Annotated in this window: 13 protein-coding genes; all 13 read left to right on the top strand. The window is 46.8% G+C overall.

Annotation, left to right across the window (positions count from 1 at the left end):
• Positions 1-95 precede the first annotated feature (95 nt).
• The 13 genes from sdhC to IPP67_08520 all read left to right on the top strand — a co-directional run bounded on the left by sdhC (position 96) and on the right by IPP67_08520 (position 15,828).
• Positions 96-467: a succinate dehydrogenase, cytochrome b556 subunit gene (gene sdhC / locus IPP67_08580; GenBank protein ID MBL0339195.1), complete on the top strand. Its 372-nt coding sequence runs from the start codon at positions 96-98 to the stop codon at positions 465-467.
• Positions 468-477: 10 nt separating this feature from the next.
• Positions 478-840, top strand: a complete 363-nt coding sequence (gene sdhD / locus IPP67_08575; protein MBL0339194.1) for a succinate dehydrogenase, hydrophobic membrane anchor protein — start codon at positions 478-480, stop codon at positions 838-840.
• A gap of 1 nt (position 841) precedes the next feature.
• Positions 842-2,668, top strand: a complete 1,827-nt coding sequence (locus IPP67_08570; GenBank protein ID MBL0339193.1) for a succinate dehydrogenase flavoprotein subunit — start codon at positions 842-844, stop codon at positions 2,666-2,668.
• Positions 2,669-2,678: 10 nt separating this feature from the next.
• Complete coding sequence (locus IPP67_08565; protein ID MBL0339192.1) at positions 2,679-3,455, top strand: succinate dehydrogenase iron-sulfur subunit; 777 nt, start codon at positions 2,679-2,681, stop codon at positions 3,453-3,455.
• A 26-nt stretch (positions 3,456-3,481) separates the two neighbouring features.
• Positions 3,482-4,666 carry an AFG1 family ATPase gene (locus IPP67_08560; GenBank protein MBL0339191.1) on the top strand — a complete coding sequence of 395 codons (1,185 nt, stop codon included), beginning with the start codon at positions 3,482-3,484 and terminating at the stop codon, positions 4,664-4,666.
• Positions 4,667-4,739: 73 nt separating this feature from the next.
• Positions 4,740-5,705, top strand: a complete 966-nt coding sequence (mdh, locus tag IPP67_08555) for a malate dehydrogenase (protein ID MBL0339190.1) — start codon at positions 4,740-4,742, stop codon at positions 5,703-5,705.
• Positions 5,706-5,787: 82 nt separating this feature from the next.
• On the top strand, positions 5,788-6,957 hold the full coding sequence (gene sucC, locus IPP67_08550) for an ADP-forming succinate--CoA ligase subunit beta (protein MBL0339189.1): 1,170 nt from the start codon (positions 5,788-5,790) through the stop codon (positions 6,955-6,957).
• 1 nt (position 6,958) lies between these two features.
• Entirely contained in the window at positions 6,959-7,834 is an 876-nt protein-coding gene (gene sucD / locus IPP67_08545; protein ID MBL0339188.1) for a succinate--CoA ligase subunit alpha, read from the top strand.
• A gap of 59 nt (positions 7,835-7,893) precedes the next feature.
• Positions 7,894-10,758, top strand: coding sequence for a 2-oxoglutarate dehydrogenase E1 component (locus IPP67_08540; GenBank protein MBL0339187.1), 2,865 nt, complete (start codon positions 7,894-7,896; stop codon positions 10,756-10,758).
• Positions 10,759-10,788: 30 nt separating this feature from the next.
• Positions 10,789-12,036, top strand: coding sequence for a 2-oxoglutarate dehydrogenase complex dihydrolipoyllysine-residue succinyltransferase (gene odhB / locus IPP67_08535; protein MBL0339186.1), 1,248 nt, complete (start codon positions 10,789-10,791; stop codon positions 12,034-12,036).
• Positions 12,037-12,064: 28 nt separating this feature from the next.
• Positions 12,065-13,474, top strand: coding sequence for a dihydrolipoyl dehydrogenase (lpdA, locus tag IPP67_08530; protein ID MBL0339185.1), 1,410 nt, complete (start codon positions 12,065-12,067; stop codon positions 13,472-13,474).
• A 257-nt stretch (positions 13,475-13,731) separates the two neighbouring features.
• On the top strand, positions 13,732-14,298 hold the full coding sequence (gene atpH, locus IPP67_08525) for an ATP synthase F1 subunit delta (protein ID MBL0339184.1): 567 nt from the start codon (positions 13,732-13,734) through the stop codon (positions 14,296-14,298).
• Positions 14,299-15,828: a F0F1 ATP synthase subunit alpha gene (locus tag IPP67_08520; GenBank protein ID MBL0339183.1), complete on the top strand. Its 1,530-nt coding sequence runs from the start codon at positions 14,299-14,301 to the stop codon at positions 15,826-15,828.
• The last annotated feature ends 20 nt before the right edge of the window (positions 15,829-15,848 follow it).

Raw genomic sequence — 15,848 nt, 5'->3', positions numbered from 1 at the left:
CCTGATTGCTTATTCCAATTGACACTATTTGACGGGCGCGCTAAACCATTATGGCCAAATTACTGGCTTATTTTGCTTTTATGGTGAGCGATAACATGCCAAGACCCCTATCACCCCATTTACACATTTACCGCTGGCAGTTGACCTCGGTTATGTCAATTCTGCACCGTATGACAGGGATTTCCTTGGTTATAGGCTCCTTGCTTTTGGTTTATTGGCTGTGTTCTGCCGCGTTGGGGGAGGCAGCGTATCAAACCGCCCAGGGGTTTTTAGCTTCTTGGATCGGGTTGATCGCATTAATGGGGTGGAGTTTTGCCTTTTACTTTCACTTTGCCAATGGTGTCCGGCATCTATTTTGGGATATGGGGCGCGGATACAGCCTGCATAGTACGTACCGCAGCGGCTGGCTTGCCATTGCCGCGGCTTTTATTTTGACAATCATGACATGGGTTGCCGTTTTTCTTTAAAAGGGATATTATGAAGGACCTGCATCAAGAACCCCATTCAGGTGAAGCGGTTTCCCATTGGTGGAAGCAACGTCTAACGGCTATCGCCTTGATTCCTTTAAGTTTGTGGTTTGTAATCAGCCTGTTGTTGCATATAAATGCGGATTATCAACATTTCATCTTATGGCTACGCACACCTTGGACAGCAACCTTAATGATTTTGTTTTTAGTCAGCCTATTTTATCATGGATATTTGGGGATCCAGGTGGTTGTGGAAGATTATGTGCCCCATTTGGGTTGGCGGGTATTTTGGCTGATATTTTGTAAATTTATTTGTGTTGGGGTTGCTGTGTTATCGATTGTTTCCGTTCTTCTCATTGTATTAAGGGGCTAAAATGGCTGAGCAGCCTTTTGTTGCTAAACCAAACATCACTGGAAAAGCCTATGCTGTAGTTGACCATTATCACGATGTTGTGGTGGTGGGTGCGGGGGGGGCAGGGCTGCGGGCGACTTTCGGGTTGGCCGAACAAGGATTGAAAACAGCCTGTATCAGCAAGGTGTTCCCAACCCGCAGCCATACGGTAGCTGCCCAAGGGGGGATCAGTGCAGCTTTAGGTAATATGGGCGCTGATGATTGGCGCTGGCATATGTATGATACAATTAAAGGTTCGGATTGGTTGGGTGATCAAGATGCCATTGAGTTTATGGTGCGTGAAGCGGCGCCAGCCATTATCGAACTTGAGCATTACGGTGTGCCGTTTAGCAGGACGGCGGAGGGGAAAATTTACCAAAGACCTTTTGGGGGGATGACTACGGAATATGGCAAAGGAATTGCCCAGCGCACCTGTGCCGCAGCGGATCGTACGGGACATGCCATTCTGCACACCCTATATCAGCAAGCCCTTAGGCATTCTGCCGAATTTTTTATTGAATATTTTGTTTTGGATTTGATTTTTGACGCGCAAGGGACTTGCCGTGGGGTGGTGGCTTGGAATTTAGATGACGGTACCATCCACCGTTTCCACTCTCATATGGTTATCTTGGCAACTGGTGGATATGGGCGAGCTTATTTTTCCTGTACCTCTGCCCACACCTGTACGGGTGATGGCAATGCGATGGTTTTGCGAGCGGGATTACCTTTGCAGGATATGGAGTTTGTCCAGTTTCATCCAACTGGTATTTATGGTGCGGGGTGCTTAATCACTGAAGGGGTCAGGGGTGAGGGCGGATATTTGACCAATTCCGTGGGCGAACGTTTTATGGAGCGTTACGCGCCAGCGGCCAAGGATTTAGCATCGCGTGACGTGGTCAGCCGTTCCATGACCATCGAAATTCGCGAGGGACGCGGTGTGGGCAAATTAAAGGATCATATTTACCTGCATTTAGAACATCTAGATCCCAAGATGATCCATGAAAAATTACCCGGCATTGCGGAAACCGCCCGTATTTTTGCAGGCGTTGATGTAACCCGTCAACCGATTCCTGTTATCCCAACCTGTCACTATAATATGGGCGGTGTGCCTACCAATTATCGGACAGAGGTTGTCACCTTAAAAAATGGCAATCCCGATCATGTGGTGCCTGGGTTGATGGCTATCGGCGAGGCGGCTTGCGTTTCCGTCCATGGGGCCAACCGACTGGGGTCGAATTCATTGCTTGATTTAGTGGTTTTTGGTCGGGCAGCTGCTAAGCGTTGTGCCGAATTGATTAAGCCGAACTCTCCCCATCCTGAGCCGCCAAAAGATGCACAAGATTTATCTTTAAGCCGATTGGATTATTTTAGGCAGGCCAAGGGGAAAACCTTGCCTGCTGCTTTAAGGCTCGAAATGCAGCGGATTATGCAAAATGATTGCGGCGTTTTCCGCAGCGGCGATATTTTACAAAATGGTTTAAAAGCTATGAATGAGGCTTGGGAAAAGCGTCATGACCTGGTGCTGCATGACCGGTCATTAATTTGGAACAGCGATTTGGTGGAGATGCTTGAGTTAGACAATTTGCTGTATCAGGCCATGGCCACCATTCATTCGGCCGCGCAACGCAAGGAAAGCCGCGGAGCACATGCGCGTGAGGATTATCCGCAGCGCAATGATGACCAATGGCTCAAGCACAGTATCATCTGGCTGACAGAAAAGGGTAGACCCACGGTTGATTTCCGGCCTGTCCATTTGCAGCCCTTAAGTAAAGACGTTTCATCCTTCCCGCCCAAAGCACGCGTTTATTAGGGGGTCTGCTATGGCACAATTTAATCTACCGGCTAATTCCAAAATTCAACCGGGCAAAACTTTTAAGGCTGATGGCGGAAATAAAACAAAGAAATTAAAAGTTTACCGTTTTGATCCAGAAGCAGGGCAAAATCCAAGTCTTGACACCTATGAAATTGATTTGGACCAATGTGGCCCGATGGTTTTGGATGCATTAATCAAAATTAAAAATGAGATTGATCCGACTTTAACCTTTCGGCGTTCCTGCCGGGAGGGGGTATGCGGTTCTTGTGCCATGAATATTGATGGGACTAATACCTTGGCTTGCACCAAGTATATCCATGAGATCAAAGGGGATATCAAAGTATACCCCTTGCCCCACATGCCGGTTGTGAAGGATTTGGTTCCTGATCTGAAGGGAATTTATAAACAATACGAATCGATCCAGCCTTGGTTGAAGACCAATGAACCTGCCCCCAACCGCGAACGGTTGCAAACCCCGGAAGAGCGGGCAAAACTAGATGGGTTATGGGAGTGTATTTTATGCTTTTGTTGTTCAACCGCGTGTCCAAGTTATTGGTGGAATGGTGATCGCTATCTCGGGCCTGCTGTTTTGCTGCAGGCTTATAGGTGGATTGCCGATAGCAGGGATACCGCAACGGGCGAGCGTTTGCAACAATTGGAAGACCCCTTCAAACTGTATCGATGCCATACCATTATGAATTGCACCAAGACTTGCCCGAAGGGGCTAAATCCTGCCAAGGCGATCGGTGAAATCAAAAAATTGCAGATGGCGCGGCGACTTTAATTATTGCTGGCAAGGAACACAAATTCGTGGCTGCCCTGGCACCTTTCCCTATCATGCAGCAATATCTGGAGGCGTGCTCAAAAGGGCAATGGCACTTTGAACCCCACCAGGCGGCCGTTATCGAAAAGCTGGATCAATTGGCTAGAGAATTGACCAAACATCGATTAAGGCCCCCTGTGCTCAAGAATTTTTGGCATCGTTTGTTTCATGACAAGCGTAAAGCCTTGCCTCCTCGCAAGTACGGTATCTACATTTACGGAGATGTAGGTCGAGGGAAATCCATGTTGATGGATTTATTTTTTAAGAGCATTCCCATCTTTAGAAAAAAACGCAGCCATTTTCATCAATTTATGGCGGAAGTTCATCAGCAGCTTTGGCTGTTACGGGAACAGCAATCGCCTCAAAAACCAACAACCGAAGGGTTATTAACCCTGTTGGCGCAACAAATTGCCACGGAAATAAGCTTGCTATGTTTTGACGAGTTCCACGTGGCCAATATTGCTGATGCGATGATCTTAGGAAGGCTTTTTAAGGAATTATTCCAGCAAGGGGTTGTGGTGGTCGCAACCTCCAATTGGGCGCCGCGTGATCTTTATAAAAACGGGTTGCAGCGCAACAATTTTCTGCCCTTCATTGATATTATTTTGCGGCATATGGATGTGTATGAATTAACCGGGCCCATTGATTACCGCCAGCTAAAATTGCCGGTTGATTGGCGTTATCTAACACCGTTAACGCCCGAGAATCAGCAGAAAATGGAAAATATTTTTTACCAATTGACCAAAAACAACCAGGTCAAACCAACTCTTTTAAAGTTCCAGTCACGTCAACTAATGTTGCAACGGACAGCAGGCCAGGTTTTATGGGCAGATTTTCAAGAACTATGCCTGGCAAATTTAGGGGCCTCGGATTATTTAGAAATTGCCCAAAATTTTCGCTATGTACTGCTTTTGAATGTTCCCCAATTTTCCGATATCCGCCAACCCTCCCTTCACCGTTTTGTAACCCTCGTTGATGTTTTATATGACAACCAGTGTTATTTGATTTGTACGGCTGAAGTGGAAATTCCTGATTTATACCCTAATAAAGATGGCCAATATATGGGGTTTGGGCGCACCATATCGCGTCTGCAAGAAATGCGTTCAGCGGATTATCCTGCGAACGACGGATCATTTTCGAAGTATGCGTCAGATCTTGACCAAAGGTCATAAAAGGTCTACTCCTTAGCACCGTAAATCGATTGATGATAATGATCATTCAATGAAGAAAGTAGAGGCACTGATCATGGCACGGAAGAAAATTGCCCTAGTTGGGGCAGGCAATATCGGCGGTACATTAGGATTACTCGCAAGTCTTGGGGAATTGGGGGATATTACGCTGATTGATGTGGTTGAAGGTGTTCCGCAGGGAAAAGCCTTGGATCTTGCCCAAGCGAACGCCGTTTTTGGGGCCGATGTCCAGGTCAGTGGCAGTAACGACTATAGCGCCCTGAAAGGATCAGACGTTATTATTGTAACTGCGGGCGTCCCGCGCAAACCTGGGATGAGTCGCGATGATCTTTTAAGTATAAATTGTAAAATCGTTCATGATATCGGTGGGTTCATTAAGCAACATGCGCCTAACGCTTTTGTGATCGTAGTGACTAATCCTTTAGACGCCATGGTCTGGGTAATGCGGGAAGCCACAGGGTTTCCAGCGCGGCGGGTGGTGGGCATGGCAGGCGTTTTGGATAGTAGCCGCTTCAGGTATTTTCTAGCCTCTGAAATGAAGGTTTCCGTTCAAGATGTCAGTAGCTTTGTCTTGGGTGGGCACGGAGATAGCATGGTGCCGTTGGTTCGGTATTCAACGGTTGCTGGCATTCCGTTGCCAGATTTGGTTAAACGTGGTTGGATAAGTGAAGAAAAATTGCAGGCCATTGTCCAGCGCACGAGGGATGGCGGTGCGGAGATTGTTAATCTTTTAAAAACCGGCTCCGCCTTTTATGCCCCAGCGGCTTCCGCCATTGATATGGCAAAATCGTATTTATTGGATAAACGCCGGGTCTTGCCCTGTGCTGCCTATTTAAGCGGAGAATACGGGGTAAAAGATTTATATGTTGGAGTACCAGCGGTAATTGGTGCGAATGGGGTTGAAAAGATAGTCGAAATTGATTTAAACAAAACGGAGAAAGAAATGTTTGATAAATCCGTTATATCTGTTCGGCAATTGATCGATGCCGCCCGGAAAATGATCCCAAACGCTTCCAAGTAATCTTATTTTAATCTGCTTATAGTGTTGTTTATATAATAAAAATTGTCTCTTTTTTGCAAATGGAATACCTTAGGAAAATACGATGAATATTCATGAATATCAGGCTAAAGAGCTGGTTAAGACTTACGGCGTCACTGTTCCCAAGGGCAAGGTTGTCTATACGCCGACTGAGGCTAAAAGCGCTGTTGCGGAAATCGGCGGCAAATTATGGGTAGTGAAGGCGCAAATCCATGCGGGCGGACGCGGCAAGGCTGGTGGGGTGAAGCTTGCCAAATCAGCGGATGAAGCGCAAAAATTGGCCGCGCAAATGTTGGGTATGACGCTGGTTACCAAACAAACCGGCCCAAAGGGACGGGTGGTGAAGCGCGTTTATATTGAGCAGGGCTGTGATATTAAACGGGAACTTTATTTAAGTATGTTGGTAGACCGTGATACATCACGGGTTGTTTGTATGGCATCTGTGGAGGGGGGCACGGAAATTGAGGAAGTGGCCGCCAGCCATCCTGAAAAAATTCTGAAGGTCGTTATTGATCCTGTAACTGGGTTAATGCCGCATCATGCCCGTCAATTGGCTTTTGGGTTACAGCTCAAGGGTGCCCAGGTGAATGCGGCTGTTGGCTTTATCAGCTCACTTTACCAGGCTTTTATTGCATTAGATGCCAGTGTTATAGAAATTAACCCCTTGGTTGTGACGGGTGACGGTCAGTTAATCGCTTTGGACGCCAAGATTAATTTTGATGATAATGCCCTTTTTCGCCATCCGGCTATTGAAGCGTTGCGGGACGAAAACGAAGAGGACCCTGCAGAATTATTGGCAACAAAACATAGTTTGAATTATGTCAAATTAGAAGGAAACATTGGCTGCATGGTCAATGGGGCTGGCCTTGCCATGGCTACTATGGATATCATTAAGCTTTTTGGCGGTACACCTGCCAATTTCCTGGATGTCGGTGGTGGTGCTACTAAGGAACGGGTGACAACAGCCTTTAAACTGATTTTATCAGATCCGAATGTGGAAGGGATACTTGTCAATATTTTCGGGGGGATTATGCGTTGCGACGTGATTGCCGAAGGCATTGTGGCGGCAGCGAGAGAAGTTAGTTTGCATGTTCCCTTGGTTGTTCGGCTGGAAGGAACAAATGTTGAATTAGGCAAAAAAATCCTGCAACAATCAGGGTTGCCGATCGCCTCTGCCAGCAATTTGGCAGATGCCGCTAAGAAAATTGTTCAAGCTGTGCGCGAGGGGAAATAAAATGGCTGTTTTAATTGATCGTAATACCAAAGTTATTTGCCAAGGGTTTACCGGCTCCCAAGGGACTTTCCATAGCGAACAGGCCATTGCTTACGGCACTAAAATGGTGGGCGGTGTAACTCCAGGTAAGGGGGGTACCCAACATCTGAATTTGCCAGTATTTGAGACAGTATCGGAAGCGGTCAAAAAAACCAGTCCTGATGCCAGCGTGATTTATGTGCCACCACCGTTTGCAGCTGATGCTATTTTGGAAGCTATTGATAGCGGCATAAAATTGGTGGTTTGTATCACCGAAGGCATTCCTGTTTTGGATATGGTGAAAGTGAAGCGGGCGCTTTCCGGTTCAAAAACCCGCTTGATCGGGCCTAATTGTCCGGGTGTTATTACCCCTAATCAATGCAAAATCGGCATCATGCCCGGCCATATCCACCGTCCCGGCAAAATTGGGATTGTGTCGCGTTCCGGCACCTTAACTTATGAAGCCGTGGCACAAACAACTGCTGCCGGTTTAGGGCAGTCCACTTGTATCGGGATTGGCGGGGATCCGGTGAATGGCACCAATTTTGTGGAATGTTTAGAAATGTTTATGGCTGACCCAGAGACCGCGGGCATTATTATGATTGGCGAAATTGGCGGATCGGCTGAGGAAAATGCCGCAGCCTTTATTAAGGCTGAAAAGCGTAAAAAACCGATTGTCGGGTTTATTGCCGGAATGACGGCACCGGAAGGACGGCGGATGGGGCATGCCGGAGCGATTGTTTCCGGGGGTAAGGGTGGCGCTAATGATAAGATAGAAGCTATGCGTGCGGCTGGCTTTAAAATCGTTGATTCTCCGGCAGCGCTTGGAGAAACGATGGCTAAGGCTTTAAAGGGTTAAAGGATAGGAAAGTTACCGTAAAATTGGGTAACCATCGGCATAGGATCAGCAAAGAAAGCATGAAACCAGAAGATTATATTTTTTTATCAAGTGCAGATAGTTCTTTTATCAACGACCTCTATGGGCGTTACCTAAAGGATCCGCAGCAAATTGATGGCAGTTGGCAGAAATTTTTTGCGAGTTTGCAAGATGATGCTCGCAACCTGTTGCAAGAACAGCAGGGACCCAGCTGGTCTCAGAAAAAAGCAGTTTCTCCTGAAAAACCAACCGATGCGTTTAAAATGGGTGCAGCCGTTTCTCCTGGCCCCCGTGCAACTGTTGTTAATACGGACGCTCAAGCGACTGCGCGTGATTCGATCCGGGCGTTGATGCTGATCCGTTCCTACCGGGTGCGGGGACATTTGGAAGCGGTCTTGGATCCTCTATCCTTGAAACCGATGGAACGCCATCCGGAACTTGACCCGCATAGCTATGGGTTTACCGATGCCGATATGGACAGGCCGATTTTTATTGACTCCCTGTTAGGGCTGGTGCAACCAACCCTGCGACAAGTGATGAAGCAATTGCGCCAAATCTATTGCGGCCCAATCGGCGTTGAATTTATGCATATCCAAGATCCGGAGCAAAAACGCTGGATCCAAGAAAAATTTGAAGTCAATCAAGGAGAGCGGGCGTTACCTGTAGCCGACCGCAAAAAAATTTTAGAGCAGGTAATTAAATCCGAAAGTTTTGAACATTTTCTCGATAAAAAATTCGTTGCCACCAAAAGATTTGGCCTTGATGGCGCTGAATCAACCATCCCTGCTTTGGAATATATTATCTCGCAGGCGGCGGCCTTGGGTACTAAAGAAGTGGTATTGGGAATGGCCCATCGCGGCCGCTTAAATGTGTTAACCCAGATTGTCGGCAAAAAATTGGCCGCTATTTTTGCCGAATTCCGCGGGGAATCTGTTTATCCGCAAGGTACTCAAGGGTCAGGGGATGTTAAGTACCATTTAGGCGCTTCAACCGACCGCGATTTCCACGGTCGTCAAGTGCATGTATCCCTAACCGCCAATCCGTCGCATTTGGAGGCGGTTAATACCGTTGTTTTAGGAAAAACCCGGGCGAAGCAGCGCCAGCGTGGGGATAGTAATCGGGAACAGGTGATGGCTTTGCTACTGCATGGGGATGCGGCTTTTGCGGGGCAAGGATTAGTTGCAGAAACCTTGGATCTGTCTGAATTAAAGGGATACCGCATTGGTGGTACCATCCATTTTATTGTCAATAACCAGATCGGCTTTACGACTAATCCGATCAATCTCCGCTCCGGCCCTTATTGCTCGGAACTGGCCAAAGCTGTCCAAGCCCCTATTTTCCATGTCAACGGGGATGACCCGGATGCCGTTTGTTATGTGGCCAAATTGGCCGTGGAATTCCGCCATCAGTTTAAAAAAGATGTGGTGGTTGATATGTTCTGTTATCGTCGCTTTGGTCACAATGAAACCGATGAACCGGCTTTTACCCAGCCATTAATGTATAAAAAAATTGCTTCTCACCCCTCTATTGCTAAAATCTACAGCCAACGTTTGCTCGAGGAAAGGGTCTTAACCCAGCTAGAAATTGATCAAATGACCAATTCTTACCAGCAGTTACTGGATGCGGATTATCAAGCCGCTGCATTCCGTACGAGCAAGATTGATTGGTTGGAGGGCGCTTGGAAGGGATTGAACCCAGCATCGGGTGAGGAAAGGGCGGGCAATACCGCGCGGGATGTTGCTATGCTGCACGAGGTTGGTCAGGCTTTAACCACAATCCCAGCCGCCTTTAATTTAAACCGGAAAATTGAACGGCAATTAGCTGCCAAAAAACAATCTTTTGAAACGGGCCAAGGAATTGATTGGGCCACAGCAGAAGCTTTGGCATTTGGCACATTGTTGGTGGAAGGATATCAGGTGCGTTTATCTGGCCAGGATTGCAGCCGGGGCACTTTTTCCCAACGCCATGCCGTTTGGATCGATCAAGAAAATGAGACTCATTATGCACCCCTTAATCACATTAGGTCACAACAACAGCATTTGGAAGTGATCGACAGCCCGTTATCGGAAGCCGGGGTCTTAGGCTTTGAATATGGCTATAGCTTAGCAGATCCAAATGCTTTGGTGATGTGGGAGGCACAATTTGGCGATTTTGCCAATGGCGCCCAAGTTATTGTTGATCAATTTCTTAGCAATGGAGAATCGAAGTGGTTCCGGATGTCCGGGTTGGTGATGTTATTGCCGCATGGGTACGAAGGCCAGGGACCAGAGCATAGTTCGGCCCGATTGGAGCGTTATCTGCAGCTTTGTGCGGAAGACAATATGCAAGTCGTGAATTGCACAAGCCCTGCTAATTACTTTCATGTATTACGGCGGCAAATTCACAGGGATTTCCGCAAACCTTTAATCATCATGACCCCCAAATCGTTGCTGCGGCATCGGCTATGTGTGTCACCCCTGCAGGAGATGGCAACTGGCAGCGCTTTCCAACGGGTTATTGGAGATATCACAGCAGCGTTAAATCCCAAAAAAATTAACCGCGTGGTTTTCTGCAGCGGCAAGGTTTATTATGATTTACTGGAGCAAAAAGAGCAAAAGCAATTATCTAATGTGGCTATCATACGGGTGGAGCAATTATATCCTTTCCCAGTCGAACCTATTAAAAAACAGTTGCAATTGTACGGGCAGGCAGAGGTGGTTTGGTGTCAAGAAGAGCCCAAGAATATGGGGGCGTGGAGCTTTGTGGCGCCTTTATTTGAGGAGCTGCTGTTGCAGCAAAAGCACCGTAGCACGCGCGCTTTCTATGCGGGACGCGCAGCGGCAGCTTCGCCAGCAACCGGCTCAATGAAACGCCATGAGCTGGAGCAAGCCCAATTGGTTAATATCGCCCTGACGGGTAAAGAATGATGTCATTATTATTGTGGAAAAGGAGCAGTGATGCCAACACCGATTAAAGTCCCCGCGATGGGCGAATCAGTTACAGAAGCAACGGTGGCAAAATGGCTGAAAAAAGCTGGTGACTTGGTTGCGGCAGATGAACCGATTGCCGAACTTGAAACCGATAAGGTAACGGTTGAAGTGTTGGCGCCAGTTGCTGGTGTTTTACAAGATTTACAAGTCAAAGCCGACCAAACGGTGATGGTTGGGACGGTTCTGGGCTATGTTGATGAAAAGCAGAAAAACGCCGCTCCTACCTCTGCTGGAAATAAATTGGCGGTAGAGGGTAAAACGCTCGCTGTTGGAAAAACGGAAGCTGTCAAACCCATTCCTTCTGCCATTGAACAGCAATCACCAGCCGTGCGTAAATTGTTGCCAGAAAACAACTTGAAACCTGAGGATATTCAGGGATCTGGGAAAGATAACCGGATCACCAAAGGCGATGTCTTGGCTGCTGCTAAAACAGCGGCACAGCCAAAAGTTACCTCATCTGAAACTTCACCAAAATCACCTGCTGCCGGAAACGTTGCCACCATCCCTTCCGCCTTGCGGCTTGAGGAAAAAGTACCGATGAGCCGCTTACGGCGACGGATCGCAGAACGGTTGAAAATGGCACAAAATACTGCTGCTATGCTGACCACCTTCAATGAAGTGGATATGACGGAAATCAACCTTTTCCGCAGTAAATATAAGGAAGGTTTTGAGAAAAAGCATGGGGTAAAGCTTGGGTTTATGTCTTTCTTTGTCAAAGCTTGCACGCAAGCCTTAAAAGAAATGCCGGTTGTGAATGCAGAAATTCGTGATGATGAAATTGTTTACAAGAAATACTATGATATCGGTGTTGCCGTTGGGACAGAACAAGGGTTGGTGGTGCCAATTGTTAGGGATGCCGATCAATTAACCTTTGCACAAATTGAAAACAAAATTGGCGAACTCAGCAAGAAAGCGCGCGATGGTAAATTATCGATGGATGATTTAACGGGCGGCACTTTTACGATTACGAATGGCGGGGTTTATGGATCTTTGTTATCCACCCCGATTCTCAATCCGCCGCAATCCGCTATTTTAGGGATGCATAAAATCCAAATGCGCCCCGTTGCCATCCAAGACAAGATTGAAATCCGCCCAATGATGTATTTGGCGGTTTCTTATGATCACCGGTTGATTGATGGCAAAGAGGCCGTCACCTTTTTGGTACGGATTAAAGAATATTTAGAAGAACCGCAGCGTTTATTATTTGACGTTTAGCATCACCTGAATGAATGGATAAAGCCAAATGGAAACAGCAATATATGATGTGGCGATTATTGGGGGTGGGCCGGGCGGTTATGTCGCGGCCATTCGTGCCGCGCAATTGGGTAAAAAGGTTGTGTGTATTGATAAGCGAGCCAAGCTGGGCGGGACTTGCTTAAATATTGGCTGTATCCCCTCCAAAGCTTTGTTGCATGTATCGGCGGAATATGAGGCAATCCGTCAACATGTAGCCATTTATGGTATCCAGGTGAAAGAACCCACGATTAATTTAGTAACCATGATGGATTATAAAAATAAGGTGGTTGATGATTTGACCAAAGGGATTGAAGGGTTATTCCGCAAAAATAAGATCACCTTTGTCCAGGGGCAAGCTGTGCTCGATTCGCCCGGCAAAATTATGGTCAGAAATAACAATCAGGAACAATTGTTGCAGGCCCAAAAAATTATTATTGCCACAGGCTCTGAAAGCAGCAATGTTCCAGGTGTAACGGTGGATGAAATAGATATTGTTTCATCGACAGGTGCCTTATCTTTTAACCCCGCCCCTGGCAAATTAGTGGTGATTGGCGGTGGTTATATCGGTTTGGAATTAGGATCGGTTTGGCAGCGGTTGGGCAGCCAGGTTACGGTGGTTGAGTATGCCGACCGGATTTTGCCCAATATGGATCAAGAACTTGCCAAAACTTTCCAGCGGATTGTTACCAAGCAAGGGATAAATTTTGTTTTAGGTACAAAGGTTTTAGGGGTCGAAAAAAAGGGTAAATTGGTGCAGGTGCGTTGCCAAGGGGTTCAAGGTGGGGCAGAACAGGTATTAGAAGCGGATAAGGTTTTGGTAGCCGTTGGGCGCACTCCCAATAGTAAAAATTTGGGTTTAGAAAAATTAGGGGTCAAATGTGATGAGCGTGGCCGGATCATCACCGACAACCATTTCCAAACCTCCGTTGCAGGTGTTTATGCCATCGGCGATGTTATTACAGGCCCCATGTTGGCTCATAAAGCTGAGGAAGAGGGGATTGCAGTGGCAGAAATATTGGCAGGCCAATCGGGACATGTCAATTATGCGACCGTACCCGGAGTGGTTTATACATCACCTGAAATTGCAACGGTGGGTAAAACCGAAGAGGAATTGAAGAAAGATAATGTTTCTTACCGGATCGGGAAATTTCCGCTGCAAGCGAACAGCCGCGCTCGTGCCGTAAGTGAAACCCAAGGTTTTGTAAAGGTTTTGGCTGATGCTGCCACCGATAAAATCTTGGGCGTCCATATTATTGCCCCGGATGCTGGCACATTAATCCATGAATGCGTGGTGGCGATGGAATTTTCAGGTTCAGCCGAGGATCTAGCGCGCAGCTTCCATGCCCACCCCACTTTTAACGAGGCTATTAAAGAAGCTGCCTGGGCAGCGTTTAATACCCAAGCCATCCATATTTAAAAAAATACGATAGCAACGATTCCCTTAGGCCAAATCCGTAAAGCCCTGTCAATTTATAAATTGACAGGGCAGAGGGATTGTGCTTGAAAAAGAGCAGAAAATTTATCACTGTGATTTTTTGGGCATCACCTTACTTTTTTATGGATAAGGCAGGGGTTTGTTGTTGTTTTGTAAAATATAAACATTATATTGATAAATGCTTTGATTGATTAAGTGTAAGGCGACGGTTTTTTGACATTTTAAACGGGCTTGAAGCAATGACGGAACAGGCAAAGACAGCAACGATAGATGGGGTTTCCCGTCGCTATGCCATTGCATTTTTTGAATTGGCGCAAGATGCCAAGAATTCCCAAGAAATGATCGGTCAGTTGCAACAATTTGTAAATTTATTAGCACAAGAAAAAAAATTAGCTTCGTTCTTGACCGACCCTCGCATTGCACCCCCGCGTCAACAATCCCTGATGAATGAACTGACTAAGCAATTGAAAACGGATGAATTGCTTAAAAAGTTCTTTTTGTTATTGCTGCGCCAGCGGCGTTTTTATCTTCTTAAGGAAATTTTCACTTATATACGCCATTTCCAAATCGCAAAAGAGGGTGGGTTTGAGGCTGAAGTGACCAGCGCGCAAGCATTGGATGGTTTGCAACAAGAGGAAGTTAAAAAAATGTTAGCTGCACAAGTTGCCAAGAATGTTCAGGTCAATTTTCAAATTGACCAAAATTTGATTGCCGGAATGAAAATTAAAATCGGCAGTCGGGTGATTGATGCTTCCCTGCAATCTAAATTAGCACGTTTACAACAAATGATGAGAGGAGTCGGATAAATGGATATCCGCGCCGCAGAAGTTTCTGCTATTATTAAACAACAAATAAAAAATTTTGATGCTGGTGCCGATGTGGCGGAGATAGGCCAGGTTCTGTCCGTAGGTGATGGGGTTGCCCGTGTGTATGGGTTTGATAATGTGCAAGCCGGAGAAATGGTTGAATTTGCCAACGGCGTTCGCGGGATGGCCTTGAACCTTGAAACCGACAATGTCGGTGTTGTTTTATTCGGGGAAGACCGGGGCATTAAAGAAGGCGACGTGGTTAAAAGAACCCGGGATATTGTTGATGTGCCGGTCGGTCGCGGATTATTGGGTCGGGTGGTTGATGCCTTAGGCAACCCCATTGATGGCAAGGGGCCTTTGCAAAAAGTGGAACGTCGCCGGGTGGAAGTCAAAGCACCGGGGATCATTGCTCGCCGTTCTGTTCATGAGCCGATGCAAACGGGGTTAAAAGCGATTGATAGTTTGGTGCCGGTCGGTCGTGGCCAGCGCGAACTGATCATTGGTGACCGCCAAACCGGTAAAACAGCTGTTGCCATTGACACCATCATCAATCAAAAGACGGCCCATGCCAGCAATGATGAAAAAAATAAATTATATTGTATTTATGTGGCGATTGGTCAAAAACGCTCAACCGTTGCTCAAATCGTCAAGCAGCTTCAAGATGCTGGCGCTTTGGAATATACGATCATTGTGGCAGCCACAGCATCAGAACCTGCCCCGTTACAGTTTTTAGCTCCTTATAGCGGGTGCACGATGGGTGAGTTTTTCCGCGATAACGGCATGCATGCCTTGATTATTTATGATGATTTATCCAAGCAAGCGGTTGCTTACCGGCAAATGTCCTTGCTGTTGCGTCGTCCGCCCGGACGCGAAGCCTATCCTGGCGATGTGTTCTATTTGCATTCGCGTTTGTTGGAACGAGCAGCGAAATTAAATGATGAAAATAAGGGTGGTTCTTTAACGGCATTGCCCATCATTGAAACCCAAGCTGGGGATGTTTCTGCTTATATCCCAACCAACGTGATTTCAATTACGGACGGGCAGATATTCTTGGAAACCAGCTTGTTTTACAAAGGCATCCGTCCGGCCATTAACGTGGGTATTTCGGTAAGCCGGGTTGGCTCAGCAGCCCAGATTAAAGCGATGAAACAGGTGGCAGGGCGCATTAAGCTTGAATTGGCTCAGTACCGCGAAATGGCTGCCTTTGCCCAATTTGCCTCCGATTTGGACGCCTCAACTCAGCGGTTGCTCGCGCGCGGTGCGCGCTTAACGGAACTTTTAAAACAAGACCAATTCAAACCAATGCCAGTTGAAGAGCAAGTTGTATCTATTTTCTGCGGTGTGCGCGGTTATTTGGATACGATTAAAGCAGATCAGATCATGCGTTTTGAAAATGCTTTCTTGCAAGAAATTCGCTCAAAGCATCCAGGGATTCTTGACTCAATCCGCCAACAGAAAGAAATTTCTGCTAAAGTGGAAGAAATGTTGCGGGCGGTTCTGGATAAATTTGTGAAGGCCTTTGCTTAATTTTTGGTTATTTTTGGTGA

Source organism: Rhodospirillaceae bacterium, from assembly GCA_016722635.1.
Taxonomy (GTDB): Bacteria; Pseudomonadota; Alphaproteobacteria; order JAEUKQ01; family JAEUKQ01; genus JAEUKQ01.
This window is presented reverse-complemented; position numbering and strand designations above follow the sequence as displayed.

Bases quoted from the DNA above. Each gene is read 5' to 3' on its own strand.
- sdhC (MBL0339195.1), top strand. From the start codon at position 96: ATGCCAAGACCCCTATCACCCCATTTACACATTTACCGCTGGCAGTTG.
- sdhD (MBL0339194.1), top strand. From the start codon at position 478: ATGAAGGACCTGCATCAAGAACCCCATTCAGGTGAAGCGGTTTCCCAT.
- IPP67_08570 (MBL0339193.1), top strand. From the start codon at position 842: ATGGCTGAGCAGCCTTTTGTTGCTAAACCAAACATCACTGGAAAAGCC.
- IPP67_08565 (MBL0339192.1), top strand. From the start codon at position 2,679: ATGGCACAATTTAATCTACCGGCTAATTCCAAAATTCAACCGGGCAAA.
- mdh (MBL0339190.1), top strand. From the start codon at position 4,740: ATGGCACGGAAGAAAATTGCCCTAGTTGGGGCAGGCAATATCGGCGGT.
- sucC (MBL0339189.1), top strand. From the start codon at position 5,788: ATGAATATTCATGAATATCAGGCTAAAGAGCTGGTTAAGACTTACGGC.
- sucD (MBL0339188.1), top strand. From the start codon at position 6,959: ATGGCTGTTTTAATTGATCGTAATACCAAAGTTATTTGCCAAGGGTTT.
- IPP67_08540 (MBL0339187.1), top strand. From the start codon at position 7,894: ATGAAACCAGAAGATTATATTTTTTTATCAAGTGCAGATAGTTCTTTT.
- odhB (MBL0339186.1), top strand. From the start codon at position 10,789: ATGCCAACACCGATTAAAGTCCCCGCGATGGGCGAATCAGTTACAGAA.
- lpdA (MBL0339185.1), top strand. From the start codon at position 12,065: ATGGAAACAGCAATATATGATGTGGCGATTATTGGGGGTGGGCCGGGC.
- atpH (MBL0339184.1), top strand. From the start codon at position 13,732: ATGACGGAACAGGCAAAGACAGCAACGATAGATGGGGTTTCCCGTCGC.
- IPP67_08520 (MBL0339183.1), top strand. From the start codon at position 14,299: ATGGATATCCGCGCCGCAGAAGTTTCTGCTATTATTAAACAACAAATA.